The organism is Methylomonas sp. ZR1 (genome assembly GCF_013141865.1).
Classification (GTDB): domain Bacteria; phylum Pseudomonadota; class Gammaproteobacteria; order Methylococcales; family Methylomonadaceae; genus Methylomonas.
Genome location: NZ_RCST01000001.1, coordinates 1,726,572 through 1,743,623, shown reverse-complemented (window position 1 = coordinate 1,743,623; position 17,052 = coordinate 1,726,572). Strand labels below are relative to the sequence as shown.

Here is a 17,052-nt window from a genome sequence, read left to right as displayed (position 1 = left end):
CAACTTTTATAGACTATGGCGCTGCAGATTTTGGAAACCGATAGATTAATCTTGGTTGCTGACCGGGAGGTCTCGTCCTTTAAAGGGATCAATCGGGTCAGAGAGAGCTTGCAAGCCAACGTGGAGTATGTTGCCAGCCGGGACGAGTTAGCTCGCTGGATCGTCGACAATAAGGCGAATTTAACCAGCAAAAATATTGCCTTTGTGATGGTATTTGACCCGGACGTGGTCGAAATATCGCCGTCCGGTTCCGAGCTGGGCTTATTACTGGAATACCCGCGGATTTGCATTACCCGCTCAAGCGATCTCTCAACGACCTTGCGTTCGATAAAAACCGGTTTGTTTGATTTTATTGAAAAGCCGTTCAGTTTGGAACAGATCCGCAAATGCCTTGAGCTGGCGTTTTTCGAGTATGAGTTCGCGACCACTATCAACAATCAATTCCGTAATCTGACCAAACGCGAAATTGAAACCTGCGAGTTGGTGGTACTGGGCCACACCAACAAGGAAATATCTGAAAAACTGGATATTTCCGTAAAAACCGTCAAAGTGCATCGTGCTAATTTAATGCGTAAAACCAACGCCAAAACGGTTACGGATCTTCTGAGGTTGCACGATACCTTCAAGTCAAATACGCGCCAAGGACCGAATGATTTGGTCACTATCCCGCCGTTTAAAATATTGAACACCCAACAAAGCAACAAGCGTGAGAAACGCCAAAAATCCCCGGCTTAGCCCCCCTTGCTACCCAACAAACCCTTTTCGGCCAGCAATAACCGCAAGGCATAGCCAAATTTGAGACGCTCGTGACTGAATTTACAATTTTTCCAACGGTTGGGTCGATTGCGCAAAAACAACTTTTGCGCGCGACGTTAAATATGACTATTCGTTCGGTCTCGCAGTTGATAGACCAGCATAACGTCAGCAGCGTGGTGCTGGAGATCGGCGACGAATATTTTGTATTTTCCGTTGAAGACTTGCTGCGGCATCTGCACGCGGGCGGCAGTAGTGATGCCACCTTGGCTGAATTGACATTAAGCAAGATGACCTGCGTTTTCGAAAATGAACGTATTCTGACCGCATTCGAAATCCTTGAAAACAATGGCGACCGGTATCTAGGTGTCGTGGATTCCGCGGAGAGCCTGGTCGGGATATTGACCGATACCGACATTTTATCGGCGGTCGATCCTACCGTTCTGGTGCAAAAGAAAACCATCGGCGAGTTGGTGACCAGAATAGAGCCTGTCACCTTTACCGCGGACTGGATGTTGGACGATGTGCTGAACCATCTGCAAAAAATGGAGGACTCCATCATTGTGGTCGAAGCCAAAATACCGATTGGCATCATTACCACCAAGGATATTTTTAAACTGATTTCCGCTGCGGATACCACCGACAGACCGCTCCGGGAGTACATGACGAGTCCGGTCATTACCACCCAGGTCAGTTCAACCATTCAAGACGCGCTCGCGCAGTTAAAAACCTGTCACATCAAACGCTCCATCGTGGTGAATCTGGAAAACCAGTTGGTAGGTGTCGTTACGCAGAGCGAACTGGTGGGATTTGCCTATGGCACCTGGATTGATTTAATCAAACATCATGCCGGTGAACTCAAAGAGCTGGTGGCTATTCTGGACGCCAAGGCCAAGGGCTTTGAAAAATCCTCGTTGACCGATCCCCTCACCGGACTTGGCAATAGACGGATGCTGGATAAAAGGCTGGCCGATGAAATCGGCCGCATGCGGCGTTATGATGCCCCGGCGTTTTCGCTGTTGCTATTGGACATCGATTTCTTCAAACACATTAACGATACACACGGCCACTTGATTGGCGACGAAATCTTGAAAGCCATCAGTTTGAAACTGATGAATGTGGTCAGATGCAGCGACGATGCCATTCGTTGGGGCGGGGAAGAATTTGCGATTTTGCTGCCGCATACACTTCTTCAGGATGCCGTCGAGTTTGCAAATCGCTTGCGTACCACGATAGAAGACCATTCCTTCGTCGAGCAGATACAAGTCACTATCAGCATAGGCGTCGGACAGTTTTCCATTACCGAGCACGAAAGCCAATTCCTTGATCGCGTCGACAAGGCGCTATACCTTGCCAAGCATCAAGGCCGCAATCGGGTGGTTGCCGATACCTCGTCTGGTCCGATCCAACATCTTGTCATGCCGATATGAAACGTATAGATAGCTAAGACTGTATTGCGGCTAATTCGCAAGGTCTCGATGGTCCGGTCAAAAGCGGCGATAATAGGCGCAGCGCTCCTCTAAACTATTTCAGCCTATCATGCCCGCAGCAGGTCACGCCCACTCCCTAGATAACGGCATTGCCGTCATCCACTCCAATCAACTGGAAGAACTCCGCGATGTGGTCGAGTACTGGCTCAGACAACATCCCTTGCTGCCCTTGGAAAACGAGATTTTTCTGGTGCAGAGCAATGGCATGGGGCATTGGTTGAAGCAAAGTCTGGCGCAAAATTCCGCGCTGGGCATTGCCGCCGCGATGAAGATGCAATTGCCGTCCTTGTTTATCTGGAGTGTTTACCGGGCCGTATTGGGCGAGCAGATTCCCACCGAGCAACCCTTAGCCAAAGACCCACTGACCTGGCGCTTATATCGACTGTTGCCGGGCTTGTTGCAACAACCCGGCTTCGAAACGCTCGCCAGTTTTTTGACCGACGACAGCCATTGCCGCAAACGACACCAACTTGCCGAACAACTGGCGGATCTGTTCGACCAATATCAGGTGTATCGCTCCGATTGGGTGTCGGATTGGGCGGCGGGGCAGGATGTGTTGCGCAACGGCCATGGCGAAAGCAAACCGCTACCCAGCGCGCAGCTCTGGCAAGCCGCCATGTGGCGGGCCGTGCTTGAAGATTTGGGCGAAGAGTCGTCGCCGTTCGCCAGCAGGGCAGCGGTGCATGCCCAGTTCATGGCTAGAATCGACACATTGACTGCCCGGCCTGCCGGCCTGCCGCGCCGCGTCGTGTTATTCGGTCTGTCTTCCCTACCGCAGCAATCGCTGGAAGTGCTGGCTAAATTGGGCCGGTTTTGTCAGATCGTGTTGTTTGTGCATAACCCTTGCCAGCACTATTGGGCCGACATCATCGAAGACAAGGAACTGCTGAAAGCCGAGCGCCGCCGTCAGACGTATAAATCGGGGATGAGCGCGGCATTAAGCGATGCGGAACTGCATTTACAGGCGCCGCCCTTATTGGCGGCCTGGGGTAAACAAGGCCGGGATTATATTCGTTTGCTGGATCATTTCGATGAAACCCAAGCCTACGCCAACTGGCATTGGCCCGATAGTAAAATCGACATGTTCAAGGACTACGGCGAAGCAGGGCAGCGAAGTTTGCTGCAACATCTGCAACAGTCGATACTGGATATGGACCCGTTGCTCGAGCAGCCGGTTTTACTGGCTAGCGCCGATACGTCTATCCAATTTCATATCGCCCATAGTCCGCAGCGTGAAGTCGAAATTCTGCACGATCAACTGTTGGCGTGCTTCGAGAGTGCGCAACAAAATGGCAAGCCTCTGTATCCGCGCAATATCATTGTGATGGTGCCGGACATCAATACCTATGCGCCGCATATCCATGCGGTATTCGGCCAAATTCAAAGCGACGATCCGCGTTATATTCCCTACAGCTTGGCCGACCAGCAACAGCGCGGACAAAATCCGCTATTGCTTGCCGTGGACGCCTTGTTGAATTTACCCGAGTCGCGGTTTGCGGTTAGCGAATTTCTGGGCTTGCTGGAAGTGCCGGCCTTGCGGGCGCGGTTTGAGATTGACGAAACCGCTATACCTAAACTGCATCAGTGGATCGAAGAATCCGGCATACGCTGGGGCTTGAATGCTCGGCAGCGCGCGGAACGGGTGAATATGCCCGCAAACTTGCAGGCCAATACCTGGCAGTTCGGGCTGCGGCGCATGCTGCTAGGTTATGCGGTCGGTGCCGGTGGGGCATTCGATGAGATTCAACCTTACGAAGAGATCGGCGGCCTGGATGCGCAATGGCTGGGTGGTCTGGCGTTTTTGTTGGAAACGTTGGAAAAATACACAGAGCTTTTGCGGCTGGAATACCCGCCGGCCAAATGGCAGCAGCTATTGTCCGAACTGCTGAACGATTTTTTTCAAGTAAGCGACGAACGCGAACGAAAAACCCTGGATACCCTGACAAGTTCATTGGCTAATTGGTCGAGGTATTGCGAACAAGCCGGTTTAAACAGTGCGGATTTACTGCCCATTCATGTGGTAGGCGAGGCCTGGCTGGCTGGCGTTGACGAACCGTCCTTACATCAACGCTTTCTCAGCGGTCGGGTGAATTTCTGTACCTTGATGCCGATGCGGGCAATTCCGTTCCGGCTGATTTGCCTGTTGGGCATGAACGACGGCGATTATCCGCGTAATCAACAGGCCCGCAGTTTTGATTTGATGAGCCAGCGTGGCCAATATCGCCCCGGCGACCGCTCGCGCCGGCAAGACGATCAATACCTGTTCCTGGAAGCGTTGCTATCCGCGCGCGAACAGCTGTACATCAGCTGGGTAGGGCGCAGTATCCGTGATAACAGCGAGCGGCCGCCCTCGGTGTTGATCAGTCAATTACGCGATGTACTGGCGCGGGGCTGGGCGCTTGCCGATCAGCCTTCATTGTTGCAATGCATAACTATTGCGCATCCCTTGCAACCGTTTAGCGAAGCCTATGTGCAAAAAGACCGCGATCCGAATCTTTTTACCTATGCCCGTGAATGGTTTGTACCAGCCGCCGCTCAGCCTCTAAACGGGCAAATCGTCTCCAGCTCGGATGATAAAACCTACTCCTTGAGCCTGGAAACGCTTGCGCGATTTTTGCGCGCGCCGGTGAAAAGTTTTTGTAATCAAACCCTGAAATTTGGCTTCGATGGCGAAACGGTCACCAGCGAGGATTGCGAACCGTTTGGGTTTGATAGTCTGCAAGCCTATTTATTTAGCGATGAGTTGCTGCAAGGTTTAGCCGCGGAGCATCCGGACGACACGGAAGAATTTCTGTCTCGACGGCAAGCCGCGATGATGCAGAAAGGCCAATTGCCCTTGGGCGGTTTTGCCCAGGCGAGTTTCTCAGCCTTAGCCGAGCCGGTTACAGCGGCCTGGGAGCGTTATTGTGAGTTGGCTTCTGTATGGTCAGAGGTTTTAGAACCGCATGTATTGCAGCTAGCGCCTTTTGCATTGGCCGGCGGCGTGACGGTGCAACTGACCGACGATCTCAGTCAACTGCGCCGGCACAAACAGCAAGCCGGCCTGTTGTATTTGACGGCGCAAAATCTGCTGAATAAAGACAAATCCATCAAGTATCCGAATTTATTTTTGCAGTGGCTACAGCATTTGGCGGCTTGCGCCGATAGTTTGCCGGTAAACACCTTAGTTGTTGGTGCAGACACGGTGCTGGAAATGCCGGTTGTTGAGCAAGACGACGCTTACCAACAATTACAAGACCTGGTTGCTGCTTATCACGACGGCATGCAAGCACCGTTGCCGGTGGCGTGCCGCACCGCATTTTCCTGGCTTGCCGCTCCGCCGGAAACTGCGCGGGAAAAAGCCCAAGCCAGATATGACGGCGATGATTGGAATGCCGGCGAAGTGCAATACGACGCCTATTTGGCGCGCTTCTTTCCCAATTTTGCCAGTTTGACGGCGTTTGCCGCTGACAAGGATTTTGCACACTGGGCGGATAATTTGTATCGGCCGATGTTGGCGCGTATCCGCGAATTACCAGCGGCAGGGGAGGCGTCTGTATGACCACTGCTATCCCACTCAACCCCATCGCATTTCCGTTGTCGGGTACGCGGCTGATCGAAGCCAGCGCCGGCACCGGTAAGACCTATACCATCGCCGCCTTATATGTGCGGTTAATTCTGGGACACCATCCCGACAATGCTGGCCCCAGCCGTTATCTATTGCCGCCGGATATTTTGGTGGTGACTTTCACCGAAGCCGCCACCAAGGAACTGCGGGAACGGATACGCGAACGCTTGAGCCAGGCCGCACGGTTTTTTCGTCAGCAACTGCCGACGAAGGATGCCTTCTTGCAAGACATCCGTGGCGCTTATCCTGAAGTAGACTGGCCGGCCTGCGCCCGCCGTCTGGAATTGGCGGCCAACTGGATGGACGAGGCGGCGGTTTACACCATCCACAGTTGGTGTAACCGCATGTTGCAACAACATGCTTTTGATAGCGGCAGTTTGTTCCGGCAGGAAGTCAACACCAACGATACCGAATTGCTGAATGAGGTGGTGCGGGACTATTGGCGCAGTTTTTATTACGACATGTCCAACGATGCCGATTTTGCTAGCCTGTATACGTTGTTCAAGCATCCGGACGAATTACTGCTGGCGGTGCGTTCGCTGCTGGGTAACGCCGAGCCGATACCGTCTAGCTTGGCCGACGGTCAGCCCATCAATGCCTTGATTGCCGCAGTGGCGTCCATTCGGAAGACTGAGCTACAGGCTTTAAAAGCGCCTTGGCTAAGTTGGCTGCCTGAAGTCCGCGAACTCTTAGAGGCAGCAATAGAAACCAAAGTGCTGCCCGCAAAAAATTACAACGCCACTAACCGCCGCAACTGGCTGGACAAAATCGAGGCATGGAGCCTGGACCCGGCGCAGGATATGCTGGACATCGGCAAGGGCTTTGAGAATCTGTCGCCGGCCGGTATGGCTAAGTTAGCCAACCCCGGACAAACGCCGCCGGACCATCCCGGTTTTGCGGCGATTGGCCGCTTGCCCGAGCAACTGGCGGCATTGCCGAGTTTAAAAGTCGAGCTGATCAAGCACGCCGTGCATTGGATTAGGCAGCGTTACGATTTTGAAAAGCAACGCATCGCCAGGATGACCTTCGACGACATGCTGGTTCGTTTGGATAACGCGCTGCAAGGCCGCAATGGCGACAGGCTGGCTCAGGTGATTCGCGAGCAGTATCCGATTGCGTTGATCGACGAGTTTCAGGATACCGACCCGCTGCAATACCGGATTTTTTCCGCGCTCTACGCCACGCCAGCCGACGGTGATTTTGCCTGTTTGATGATCGGCGACCCGAAACAAGCTATCTACTCGTTCCGCGGCGCGGATATATACACTTATCTTAAGGCTCACCGCGACACCCAAGGCCGGCATTACACCCTGGGCACCAATTACCGTTCCACTCAGGCTTTGGTCGACGCGGTCAATCAGGTGTTTTTGCACGCCGATCAGCAAGAGCGCGGCGCATTCCGCTTTAAAACCGAACAGGACAATCGGTTACCTTTTTTGCCGGTCAAGGCCCAAGGTCGCGACGAGGTATGGCTTATCGATAAGCAAGCCGCCCCGGCGTTGACCCTGTGGCATTGGGAAAGCGCGGATGCGGTCGGCATGCCGGCTTATCGGGAAAGGCTGGCGGAGGTGACGGCCAGCCAGATTGTCAAATTGTTGAATGCGGCTGATGCAGGGCAAGCCGGGTTTAAATCTGCATCCGGTATACAAATGTTGCAGCCTGGGGACATCGCTATCCTGGTTCGTAGCGGCACCGAAGCAACGGCGATACGCAACGCTTTGGCGCGCCGCCGCTTGCGCAGCGTTTATCTGTCGGAGCGCGATTCCATCTTTGCCAGTGGCGAAGCGGTCGACATGTTGCTTTGGTTAAATGCCCTGGCCGAGCCGCGTAATGAGCGCAAGGTGCGCGCGGCCTTAAGTTCGGCGACCTTTGCTTGGTCTTACCAAGCGCTGCACGCACTGGCCTTGGACGAACCCGGCTGGGAATTGCATCTGGAACGCTTTCTGACGTATCAACAACGCTGGCAACGGGACGGTATTTTGCCCGCGCTGCGGCAATTGATTAACGATTATGGCTTACATGCGCGTCTGGCTGACGACAACGAAGGCGAACGCTCCATCACCAATCTGTTGCATCTGGCTGAATTGTTACAACGCGCCAGCACCCAGTTGGAAGGCGAGCAAGCCCTGATCAGGTATCTGGCTGAGGCGATAGAGGCCGGCGGTAGCCAAGCCGGCGATGACGGTATCATCAGGCTGGAGAGTGATGCCAATTTGATTAAGGTCGTCACCATTCATAAATCCAAAGGCCTGGAGTACCCGTTGGTATTTTTGCCGTTTATTTGCAGCTTTCGGGAAGTTGGCGGCCGCTTCAATGCCTATTACCGCTATCACGACGACAATCAGGATTTGCAAATCGACTTGCATAAACAAGAGCAGATCAAATCCATCAGCGACGAAGAAAGGTTGCAGGAAGATTTGCGTTTGCTGTATGTGGCGATGACCCGAGCCCGGCATGCTTGTTGGTTGGGTATTGCTCCGGTCAAGTCCGGCAGTACCAAGGATTGCCAGTTGGAAAAATCGGCGCTGGGTGCCTTACTCAATTGGCAGGCAAAAATGCCTATTAGCGTCTTAGCCGAGCGACTGATTGAACTGAAAGGCAGCTGCGCAGCAATTTCGATTAAGCCTTTACCGGAAATTGACGACGCGCGCTATAGCCCGGTTTTGGCAGACGAGGGTGGCTTTGATGCGCGCGTGCCGCTCAGTAAAGTATTCAGTAATTGGTGGATAGCCAGCTATAGCGCCTTGCACATCGCGGACCACCTGACGCCTGCGGAAGATCAGTCTCGGCTGTTGCCTGAGTTTGAAACCGCCCAAGACGATAAGCAAAACGACGAAGCCGAAATTGCTGCGGCGCTCAGTAGACCCTTGTCCGGTGTCCACGCTTTGCCCAGAGGCGCTGGCCCCGGCGTGTTGATTCACGATCTGCTGGAGGAATGCGCGCAACGCGGTTTTTCCAGTGTGTCGGCAAATCCTGCCTTAAGACAAGAATTGATTCAAAAGCGATTTATCGGCGAATGGGAGAACAAACATGCTGTCATCGGTTCGGCCTTGTCGCACTGGTTGCACATGCCCTTGCTGGAGGACGCCAATGTTAGTTTGGCTACGTTAGAAGCTAATGCCTATCAAGCCGAGCTGGAATTTCTGCTGGGTGCCGATACCGTGGACACTGAGGAACTGGACCGCGTGGTCAGCCGCCACACCTTCGGCGGGCAAGCTCGTCCGGGCTTACTGCCCGGCCAAGTAAACGGGCTGTTAAAAGGTTTTATCGACTTGGTGTTCGTGCACGATCAGCGGTACTACGTGGTCGATTATAAATTCAACAGTTTGGGTGCCGACGACGCGGCGTATACGCAGGAGGCCTTGACTGCGGCGATGTTGGCTAAGCGGTACGATCTGCAATACAGCTTGTATTTATTGGCCTTGCATCGTTTGCTGAAAGTCAGATTGGGTGCTGCTTACGATTACGATACCCACATCGGCGGGGGCCTGTATTTGTTTTTAAGAGGCGCTTTAGGGCCAAGGGCAGGGCGCGTATTCGATAAACCACCCAGAGCCTTGATCGAGGGTTTGGATGCCTTGTTTGGAGCGTCGTCATGACCACGCAAGCGAGCATGCAACACTGGGTAGCGAAAGGCTGGTTAAGTCATTTGAATCGGGCCTTCGTCGGTTTTTTGCTGGATCTCGACCCGGCGGCGTCTGACCAAGTGCTATGGGCGGGGGCCTTGGTCAGCCATCAGCTGGATAGAGGCGAAGTATATTTGGACTTGGCAAAACTCTGTGAGCAACCGGGGATGACGCTGGCTATTCCCGCAGATGATGCCTGGGCAATTGAGCAGGACGCGGCGGCGGCCGAGTTGGCACGCTTAAAAGTATATAGTCTTGAGGTCTGGCAAGGGGCACTATCACAATCAAGACTGGTGTCATCAGGAGCGGGCGATACGCCGTTGGTTTTGGCGGGCAACCGGCTGTATTTGCGGCGTTACTGGCACTACGAACAAATCACGCAAGCCTGCATTATGCAACGTCTGCAACCGGCGCGGGACCAACTGCCGGCGTCCTTGGCGGAACGCTTGCAAACGCTGTTTCCCGCCAGCTCGGAAAGCCCGGACTGGCAAAAAGTTGCTTGTGTCCTGGCTTTGCGCGCCCGCTTTGCCATCATCACCGGCGGGCCGGGTACCGGCAAAACCACTACCTTGACCAAATTGTTGGCCTTATTGATTGAACTGGCGCAACAGGAAACCGATAAACCCAAAAGTCTGAATATCTTGCTGGCGGCACCGACCGGCAAAGCGGCGGCCAGGGTCAGCGAATCGATTGCCAAGGCACTCGATAACTTGGCTATCGACGACAGCATTAAACAAACTATTCCCCGAAAGGCCAGCACCTTGCACCGCTTGCTGGGCAGCCGGCATAATTCGCGGCGCTTTCTGCATGATCGTCACAATCCTATCGTCGCCGACATCGTGATCGTCGATGAGGCGTCGATGATAGATCTGGAAATGATGGCGTCGCTATTGGAGGCTTTACCGGCAAACGCCCAGCTGATCTTGCTAGGCGACAAGGATCAATTAGCTTCCGTCGAGGCCGGTTCGGTGATGGGGGATTTATGTCGCGGCGCCGAACACGCCGCTTATGATGCGGAAACGCTGGCTTGGATTGCTGATTATGCCGGCGAACAACTCAAACCTGCCGTAGCGCCCGGTTCTGCGATCAATCAACAAACCGTCATGTTGCGGCACAGTCATCGTTTCGATGCACATAGCGGCATCGGCCAACTGGCTAAAGCCGTGAATCAGGGCGACGCCTTGCAGGCTCAGGCCATCTTAGCTGACACGGCACAGTACCCCGATTTGCTACCCGAACCGCGGGCAGAATATATCGCCTTACGGCAACAGCCCAGCCCGGAGGCCGCCGATAGTTTGTTAAGAAAACTGGTGATTAATAGCGGGGACGCCGCCCGCCCAGGGTATGGCTATTATCTGGCGCAAATCAATGCTGGCCGGCCGGACAGTGCGGAGCAGTACGACGAATGGGCCATGCAAGTGTTAACCGCCTTCGATGCGTTTCAGGTGCTGTCGGCATTGCGGAAAGGGCCGTGGGGTGTGGAAGGCCTTAATCAGCGCATCGAAGAATGGTTGTTTGCCAAAGCCAAGCAGGCGCTATGGTACGAAGGCCGGCCGGTGATGATCACCCGCAACGATTACAATCTGGGACTAATGAACGGCGATATTGGGATTGCGTTGCGAGACAGTAGCGGTAAGCTTAAAGTGGCATTTCCCAGTGCCGATACCGAGCCATCGGCCAATCTGAAAATACGCTGGATCTCGCCAATGCGCCTGCCGGATGTGGAAACCGCTTTCGCCATCACCGTGCATAAGTCGCAGGGCTCGGAGTTTAATCACGTGGCCTTGGTCTTACCGGAAAACATCAGCCCGGTGCTCACCCGCGAATTAATTTACACCGGCATCACCCGCGCCAAACAACACTTTAGTTTGCTGGAAAGCAGTGACGGGGTGTTTGCTAAAGCTATTTTGACCTGCCGTAAGTTTTAATAAAGCAAAGCCCATGTGTTTGGATTTTATAGGTAACACTTTGGGTCATGGATTCAGCGAGACTTACGCCACTGGCGAATGATAGTATTTTGAAATGGGAATTTATTGAAACCGACCCAAGGAGTAAGTTCGTGTATTTATCTTGAATGTCGGTTTAAAATTTAAATCAGCCATTCAAATAATAAAAATTGTTGGGTGGATAAGGGAAGCGCCATCCACCTGTTTGCGTTCCTATGGGGGATGGCGCTTCGCTTATCCACCCTACGGCCCTGACTATAATGCATTAATTTGAATTATTTGTTAGATTATTAATCTGTTCATTTATTTCATTTAAGTCGTTGATTAATTTTGCTCGCTTAACTTTGAGATCTGAAATACCGCTTAATTTAGGTTGATTAAAGGGATTGTTATTAATATCATTGGGCGGCTCTTCTGCTTTTTTGTCAGAATTTTGGGGTGCGCAAATGTTACTTATTTCTTTTTTAATTTCAATTGTGTTTAAAAAAATCAGCGCGCTCAACAGACCAATTGCGAAAATAATTAAATTGAGAATTAGGTTGATTGATAAGCGCTGTTTTAATGATCTGATCTTTGGAATTATATTGTTGGATCTTGATCTATATTTATCTTCTTGATGCCCAGGTTCTGAAGTATCTAATTTTTTGCCAGTATTTTTTAAAAGCTCTTTAAGCTCCTCTATTGAACTATTTTGATATTTATATTCAATGTTTTTTAAGGCTAAATAAATTTCTTGACTACAAGATGAAAAATAATTTAGCAAATCAAGTTCATTGAATATATTTCTATTTTCACTGTCTCCCTCAATGTCGAGCAATATCGCTTCGTTAGAATAACTTCTTGTTTCTAAAGTTTTTTGGCTATTAACAATGGACATTAATTCATCAAGAATATCTGTTCTACTTATAGGCTCTCTTTCAAAAAAAAGCTGTTGATTTAATTGATTCGACAAAGAAGTATTAATGGAATTCAGCTGCAATATACAGCGACGGACGTCAATGGTGAATTTATCTCTTATATATGCTATCCCGCAACCGAAAAACGCATCCCTATTATCGCTATCCTTGCAAAATTTGTAATAAGTTATGGTCCTGTATTCCATATTATTAATTACAATGCTCTTAAATCTAACAAGAGCACCATTTTCTAATATTTTTAATTTGCTGTCCGGCCATAAATGGCTTATTAAAGTACCATTGTTAATATCTGCAGCCGCATTAAAAATATGCTTTTCTTCAAAGATTTTTAGGCCGAAAACTTCCAAAAAACCAAACGTAAAAACAAAAACATTGCTACGCATTGTCATTTTTTTATAATTAATTCAAAAACTTCAGAAATAATTTTTTTGTTTTTTAGGAAGAAACTTGCGACACTTTTTATGCTTTTGACTTCTAGGCTTTGATTTTCTTTTAATGAGTGTGAAAATAGCCAATCCACCACATCTTCACAATATTTATTATCTTGATTAATTATGAACTTATTGTCACCAGAGTCTTGCTCACCAATGCTAAAAATGAAAAAATTCTTATTGGCGACATTTTTGTTTATCCAATTAAAGGTGCCTGTAAAATCTTTTTCAATGTAGCTGGAAAGTGGCTTGGACTTGATATTGGGATTTAAAGTATCAGATTTTGTTAAAACAAGTGCAACATTATTAAAGTTGTAGTTATAATGATTTACAAGTCTGAGATAGAGTTGATGAAGCAGAAGATCCTGATCTAAACTGGGCTTGGTTGGATCAATAAATATAAATACAGTCACTGATGTTTCATTGTTATTAACAAGGCTTTCAATTGTGGAATTAAAATTTCGTTCAATTGAAGCTATGCTTTCGCCGGATAAATCAAAGATCCTATATTTTGCCAAACTGTTATTCTTTGTTATGGCAAAATTAATACCTCTAAGTTGATCTGTGGGTGTAATTGACGGAAGTTTGTTATTTGACCACTCTTTAATAAGGTTGTAGAAGTGTTTCGCCCCATCTTTATCATGCTCGCTATCAATTAAAAGTGCATTTTTATTGTAAAGATATTTCATCAATGCAGTAATAAAACATGTCTTTCCTGCGCCAGAAACACCAAATAAAAGCAAAGCGTTTGAGTTGTTTTCCAGAAAATAATTTTTACCGAACATTTTTATTCCTTTAGTTCTTTTGTGTCTATTAATACACTGAGTTCGTCATTGTCTGAAGGATTTGGTGGACGAAAAACAGACCGAGACCTTGTGGTAGCACCAGACGTACTGACGAATATTAAAATAATCGGAGAAAACTCAAGTATCGTTGTCACTAATAAACTATAGTTGACATCACTAAGTTTGCTTTGGTTGGCAACTGTTGCTAGCGTGTAAGAAACAGTCCCAATTCTATCAATATCTGACAAATAGTTTTCAAAGTTAAAATTTTGGAAAATATTCTTAAGGCCATTTCCAACTGCGTTATATTGCAAGATAAAGTTTTTTATTGATTCGCTGCTCGCGTTTTCATTTTCCAAGCCTTTAATGTTAGTTTCAATGTTTTTAATCGAGTCCTGATAAAATTGGATGTCTGAATAATTTTTAGAAATATAATCATCTATTCTTTTTCCTACATCTCCGAGCGAATTTTTATCCTCATTTGTAAAAGCAATTCCGTATTTTTTTTCTAAGTCTTTTGTGATTTTTCTTGCCTCATTACCGAACCCAGTCCTTAGCTCCGTTAACAGTGCCTGTTTTTTTTGTTCTATTTGGCTTATTTCGAGTTTTTTTTCCTTTTTTTCTTTTTCAAAACTACTGATTGCTGCGCCTTTTAAACTTGAAAACCTCGAAATTAAAGAGTTTTTCTCTTCAGAATATTGTGAGCTTGTAATCTTGCTGCTATAGAACGCATGAAAGCTGCAACCAAATGATATAAAAATAAAAAAATTAATATACTTATCGGACTTTTATTGATGCTTTTTCTAGTTTCATACAATTTAAATTCTAGGCTGATTATTGAAAGAATAATTACTGTTGTTGCAAGTACCGCAGTTTCTTGTCCAGCATCTTTTACTATCCCGCCATAGGTTTGTTTTGCAGTATATATTAGTGCTGAAATTATCCCAAACAAAACACTCTTCTCTCCTAGTTGTTCTGCTTTAATCATGCCTAACTCCCACAAATAAGATTCCAAATAAGGTTCAAGTATAGGTATTTAATACTTGGATCAGCGTCATTGACTTCAGTCAATGACGAGATAACGTTAATGCACGATTGCAGCAGGCTACTTAACCATCTGTAAATTTGCGACAGCACAAAGCGTAGGCAAACAATGTTCGACAACCAAATATACTTCTAGCTTCGCTAATCTTACGTTCGCGCGTGTTTTCAGTAATTCTGGCATAGGATTTGACTCCTTACAAATCTAATGCATCTAACAGGGGAGGGCCGCAGAATGCGTCGAACAACGTGAAGCGCATCTTTCGCGATTGGCACGGTTCGTAAACTTACAAAACTCTACGTCTGCTTTTGAGTGGACATTTGCGATTGGCGTTTTTGTATCGTTTGGCGGCTTTTGGCCGATGGCCGTCAAACCCCACCACAAATAACGTGATCGACTATATCTAATTCCCGAACAGATGCCATATTTTCCGCAGGGGTGGTTAGCTGTTCCCCGTTAGTAAGCCTTGGAGCCAAACGAGAATCGCATTTTGCTAGTCGCGAAAGCCAAATTCTCTTGCGTGCAAACCAAAACGCCTTGCGCGCAAGGCATTTTGCCGGGCGAGTAAATCAATTTGCTTTGCCTGCAAGGCTTGGTGGGTTGCGGGCAAACCCAAAAGCATTGCGAGGATAGCAAAATAGCTTGTGCGCAAGCTTAATAGCCTTGCACGCTAGGCGTTTTGCCCGGCGAACAAATGATTTTGTGTTGCCCGCAAAACTTTTAAGTGAGTCCGCAAGGCTTTTAGAATTGCGCGCAACCCAAAAAGCCTTGCGACGATAGCGAAAAGTCTCGTGCGCGAGCTTAAAAGGCTTGCGCGCAAGGCTAAAAGCGATGACGGGATGATTCCGAGGCTTGCATGAATCGATTAAGGTTACGGCGGGCTGCTTGCCGCCGGATCTTGGCTGCATGCGGCCTCAGCCGTTGAGGATGCGGTAAACGAAGTAAAGCGTATCTTTCCCGCTATAGCAAAGGTTTGGAAACTCACAGCATCCTCAGCCAGAACATTTACCGGTTATAGCCGAAACCTACATGGTCAGCACATGGTTGTGCCAATAACGCCCGGCATTGGCGAGCGGCGAAACCGGTAATGTTAACGAGCGGCCTCGAGCACTCAATGGGTAGGCTAGTTCTTACTCAATGTTCCCTGCAGATATTGATTGATCTGTTCCAGATCCTGCTCATTCAGGCTGCCGGCCGCTTCCTTGAGTTTGATACCGTTGATCAGATAGTCGTAGCGGCTTCTGGCGTAATCGCTCTTGGCTTTATATAAATTACGTTGCTCGGTGAGTACGTCCACCATGGTGCGGGTGCCTACTTCAAAGCCGGCTTCAGCGGCTTCCACGGCCATTTCGGCGGATTTGCTGGTGGCGTCTAGCGCTTTAACCCGGCTGATGCTGGAAACCACGCCGCGAAATGCGTCTTTAACGCCGCGATTGATGCTGCGTTTTACTTTAGTCAAATCTTCCTTGGCGGCTTCATACTCGTAGGCCGCTTGGCGGCTACGGGAAGAGGTGCCGCCGCCTTCGTATAAAGGCAGGTTCAGTTGCAATCCGAAACTTTCATTGTCGCCGCGTAAACCGTAGCGGTTGCCGGTGTCCATTTCGCTGTATTGCGCGACGATGTCGAGGGTGGGCAGATGTTTGGATTGTTGTAACTCGACGTTTTTGCGGACGTATTCGGCTTGATTAATTTGTGCGACGATAGAGAAATTATTGTTCTCAGCCGTATTCGACCAGGACGCCAAATCCTCGGGTGCTGGTGGGCTAAGCGGGATTTGCGCTTGTAAGCTGTTTAGTTCGGCGGCATTCTCACCAATGATTTCCCGCAAGGCTTCTTTGCTATTATCCAAAAGGTTTTGTGCTTCGATCTCGCTGGCCAGAGCCCTGTCATAGCCGGCTTGGGCTTCGTAAACATCGGTAATGGCGATGATGCCGACATCGAACCGCTGTTTGGCCTGTTCCAATTGTTTTTCGATGGCTTTTTTTTCCGAGTTGGCAAATTCCAGATTGTCTTGCGCGGCCAGAATGTTGAAATAAGCCTCGGCGGTTCTGCGGATCAGGCTTTGTTGTTTAGCCTGGAATTGTGCTTCCGCCTGAGCAATTTTGTTATCGGCTTGATCGAGCTGCACCCAATGTTCCCAATGAAACACCGGTTGTTTTAAATTGATACCGAATTTGCTGTCCCAGTAATGCTGCAAGGTGGTTCCCAGAAAGCTGGTACTTTCCAGGCGATTGCGGCTGCTGTTGGCGCTAAAGGAAAGATTCGGCAACATCTGCGCGATGCTTTGCGACTTGATCTCGGCGGTAGCGAGCTTATTGATATCCGAGCTTTTAAATTCCGGGTCATTGGCTTTCGCTAGCTGATAGGTTTCCAGCAAATCCTGACTAAAAGCCAGTTTTACCGGTATCAATGCTACCAAAAAGGTGCATAACAGTCTTATCATTGCTATATCTCG

11 protein-coding genes are annotated in these 17,052 nt (G+C 49.2%); 5 read left to right on the top strand and 6 right to left on the bottom strand.

All coding sequences use genetic code 11. From position 1 onward, the window contains the following. The first annotated feature begins 15 nt into the window (after nucleotides 1-15). The 5 genes from DDY07_RS07995 to recD all read left to right on the top strand — a co-directional run bounded on the left by DDY07_RS07995 (nucleotide 16) and on the right by recD (nucleotide 11,404). Nucleotides 16-735, top strand: coding sequence for a response regulator transcription factor (locus DDY07_RS07995; RefSeq protein ID WP_171695496.1), 720 nt, complete (start codon nucleotides 16-18; stop codon nucleotides 733-735). 71 nt (nucleotides 736-806) lie between these two features. Continuing rightward, nucleotides 807-2,183 carry a diguanylate cyclase gene (locus DDY07_RS07990; protein ID WP_171695495.1) on the top strand — a complete coding sequence of 459 codons (1,377 nt, stop codon included), beginning with the start codon at nucleotides 807-809 and terminating at the stop codon, nucleotides 2,181-2,183. Nucleotides 2,184-2,292: 109 nt separating this feature from the next. Continuing rightward, nucleotides 2,293-5,784, top strand: a complete 3,492-nt coding sequence (gene recC / locus DDY07_RS07985; RefSeq protein ID WP_171695494.1) for an exodeoxyribonuclease V subunit gamma — start codon at nucleotides 2,293-2,295, stop codon at nucleotides 5,782-5,784. Continuing rightward, on the top strand, nucleotides 5,781-9,449 hold the full coding sequence (gene recB / locus DDY07_RS07980; RefSeq protein WP_171695493.1) for an exodeoxyribonuclease V subunit beta: 3,669 nt from the start codon (nucleotides 5,781-5,783) through the stop codon (nucleotides 9,447-9,449). The genes recC and recB overlap by 4 nt, the downstream gene beginning before the upstream one ends. Continuing rightward, nucleotides 9,446-11,404: an exodeoxyribonuclease V subunit alpha gene (gene recD / locus DDY07_RS07975; protein WP_171695492.1), complete on the top strand. Its 1,959-nt coding sequence runs from the start codon at nucleotides 9,446-9,448 to the stop codon at nucleotides 11,402-11,404. The genes recB and recD overlap by 4 nt, the downstream gene beginning before the upstream one ends. Nucleotides 11,405-11,687: 283 nt before the next feature. Here the strand turns inward: recD and DDY07_RS07970 are convergent, their stop codons facing one another. The 6 genes from DDY07_RS07970 to DDY07_RS07945 all read right to left on the bottom strand — a co-directional run bounded on the left by DDY07_RS07970 (nucleotide 11,688) and on the right by DDY07_RS07945 (nucleotide 17,040). After that, complete coding sequence (locus DDY07_RS07970) at nucleotides 11,688-12,722, bottom strand: hypothetical protein (RefSeq protein ID WP_171695491.1); 1,035 nt, start codon at nucleotides 12,720-12,722, stop codon at nucleotides 11,688-11,690. Nucleotides 12,723-12,724: 2 nt separating this feature from the next. Next, entirely contained in the window at nucleotides 12,725-13,555 is an 831-nt protein-coding gene (locus DDY07_RS07965) for a hypothetical protein (protein WP_171695490.1), read from the bottom strand. Nucleotides 13,556-13,557: 2 nt separating this feature from the next. Beyond that, nucleotides 13,558-13,914: a hypothetical protein gene (locus DDY07_RS07960; protein ID WP_171695489.1), complete on the bottom strand. Its 357-nt coding sequence runs from the start codon at nucleotides 13,912-13,914 to the stop codon at nucleotides 13,558-13,560. 314 nt (nucleotides 13,915-14,228) lie between these two features. Next, nucleotides 14,229-14,543, bottom strand: a complete 315-nt coding sequence (locus tag DDY07_RS07955; RefSeq protein ID WP_171695488.1) for a hypothetical protein — start codon at nucleotides 14,541-14,543, stop codon at nucleotides 14,229-14,231. 623 nt (nucleotides 14,544-15,166) lie between these two features. Further along, a complete protein-coding gene (locus DDY07_RS07950) occupies nucleotides 15,167-15,505 on the bottom strand; it encodes a hypothetical protein (RefSeq protein ID WP_171695487.1) in 339 nt (112 codons plus the stop codon). A gap of 215 nt (nucleotides 15,506-15,720) precedes the next feature. Then, the gene (locus DDY07_RS07945; RefSeq protein ID WP_171695486.1) at nucleotides 15,721-17,040 is read right to left on the bottom strand and encodes a TolC family outer membrane protein; all 1,320 of its coding nucleotides are present in this window, start codon (nucleotides 17,038-17,040) and stop codon (nucleotides 15,721-15,723) included. Nucleotides 17,041-17,052 lie beyond the last annotated feature (12 nt).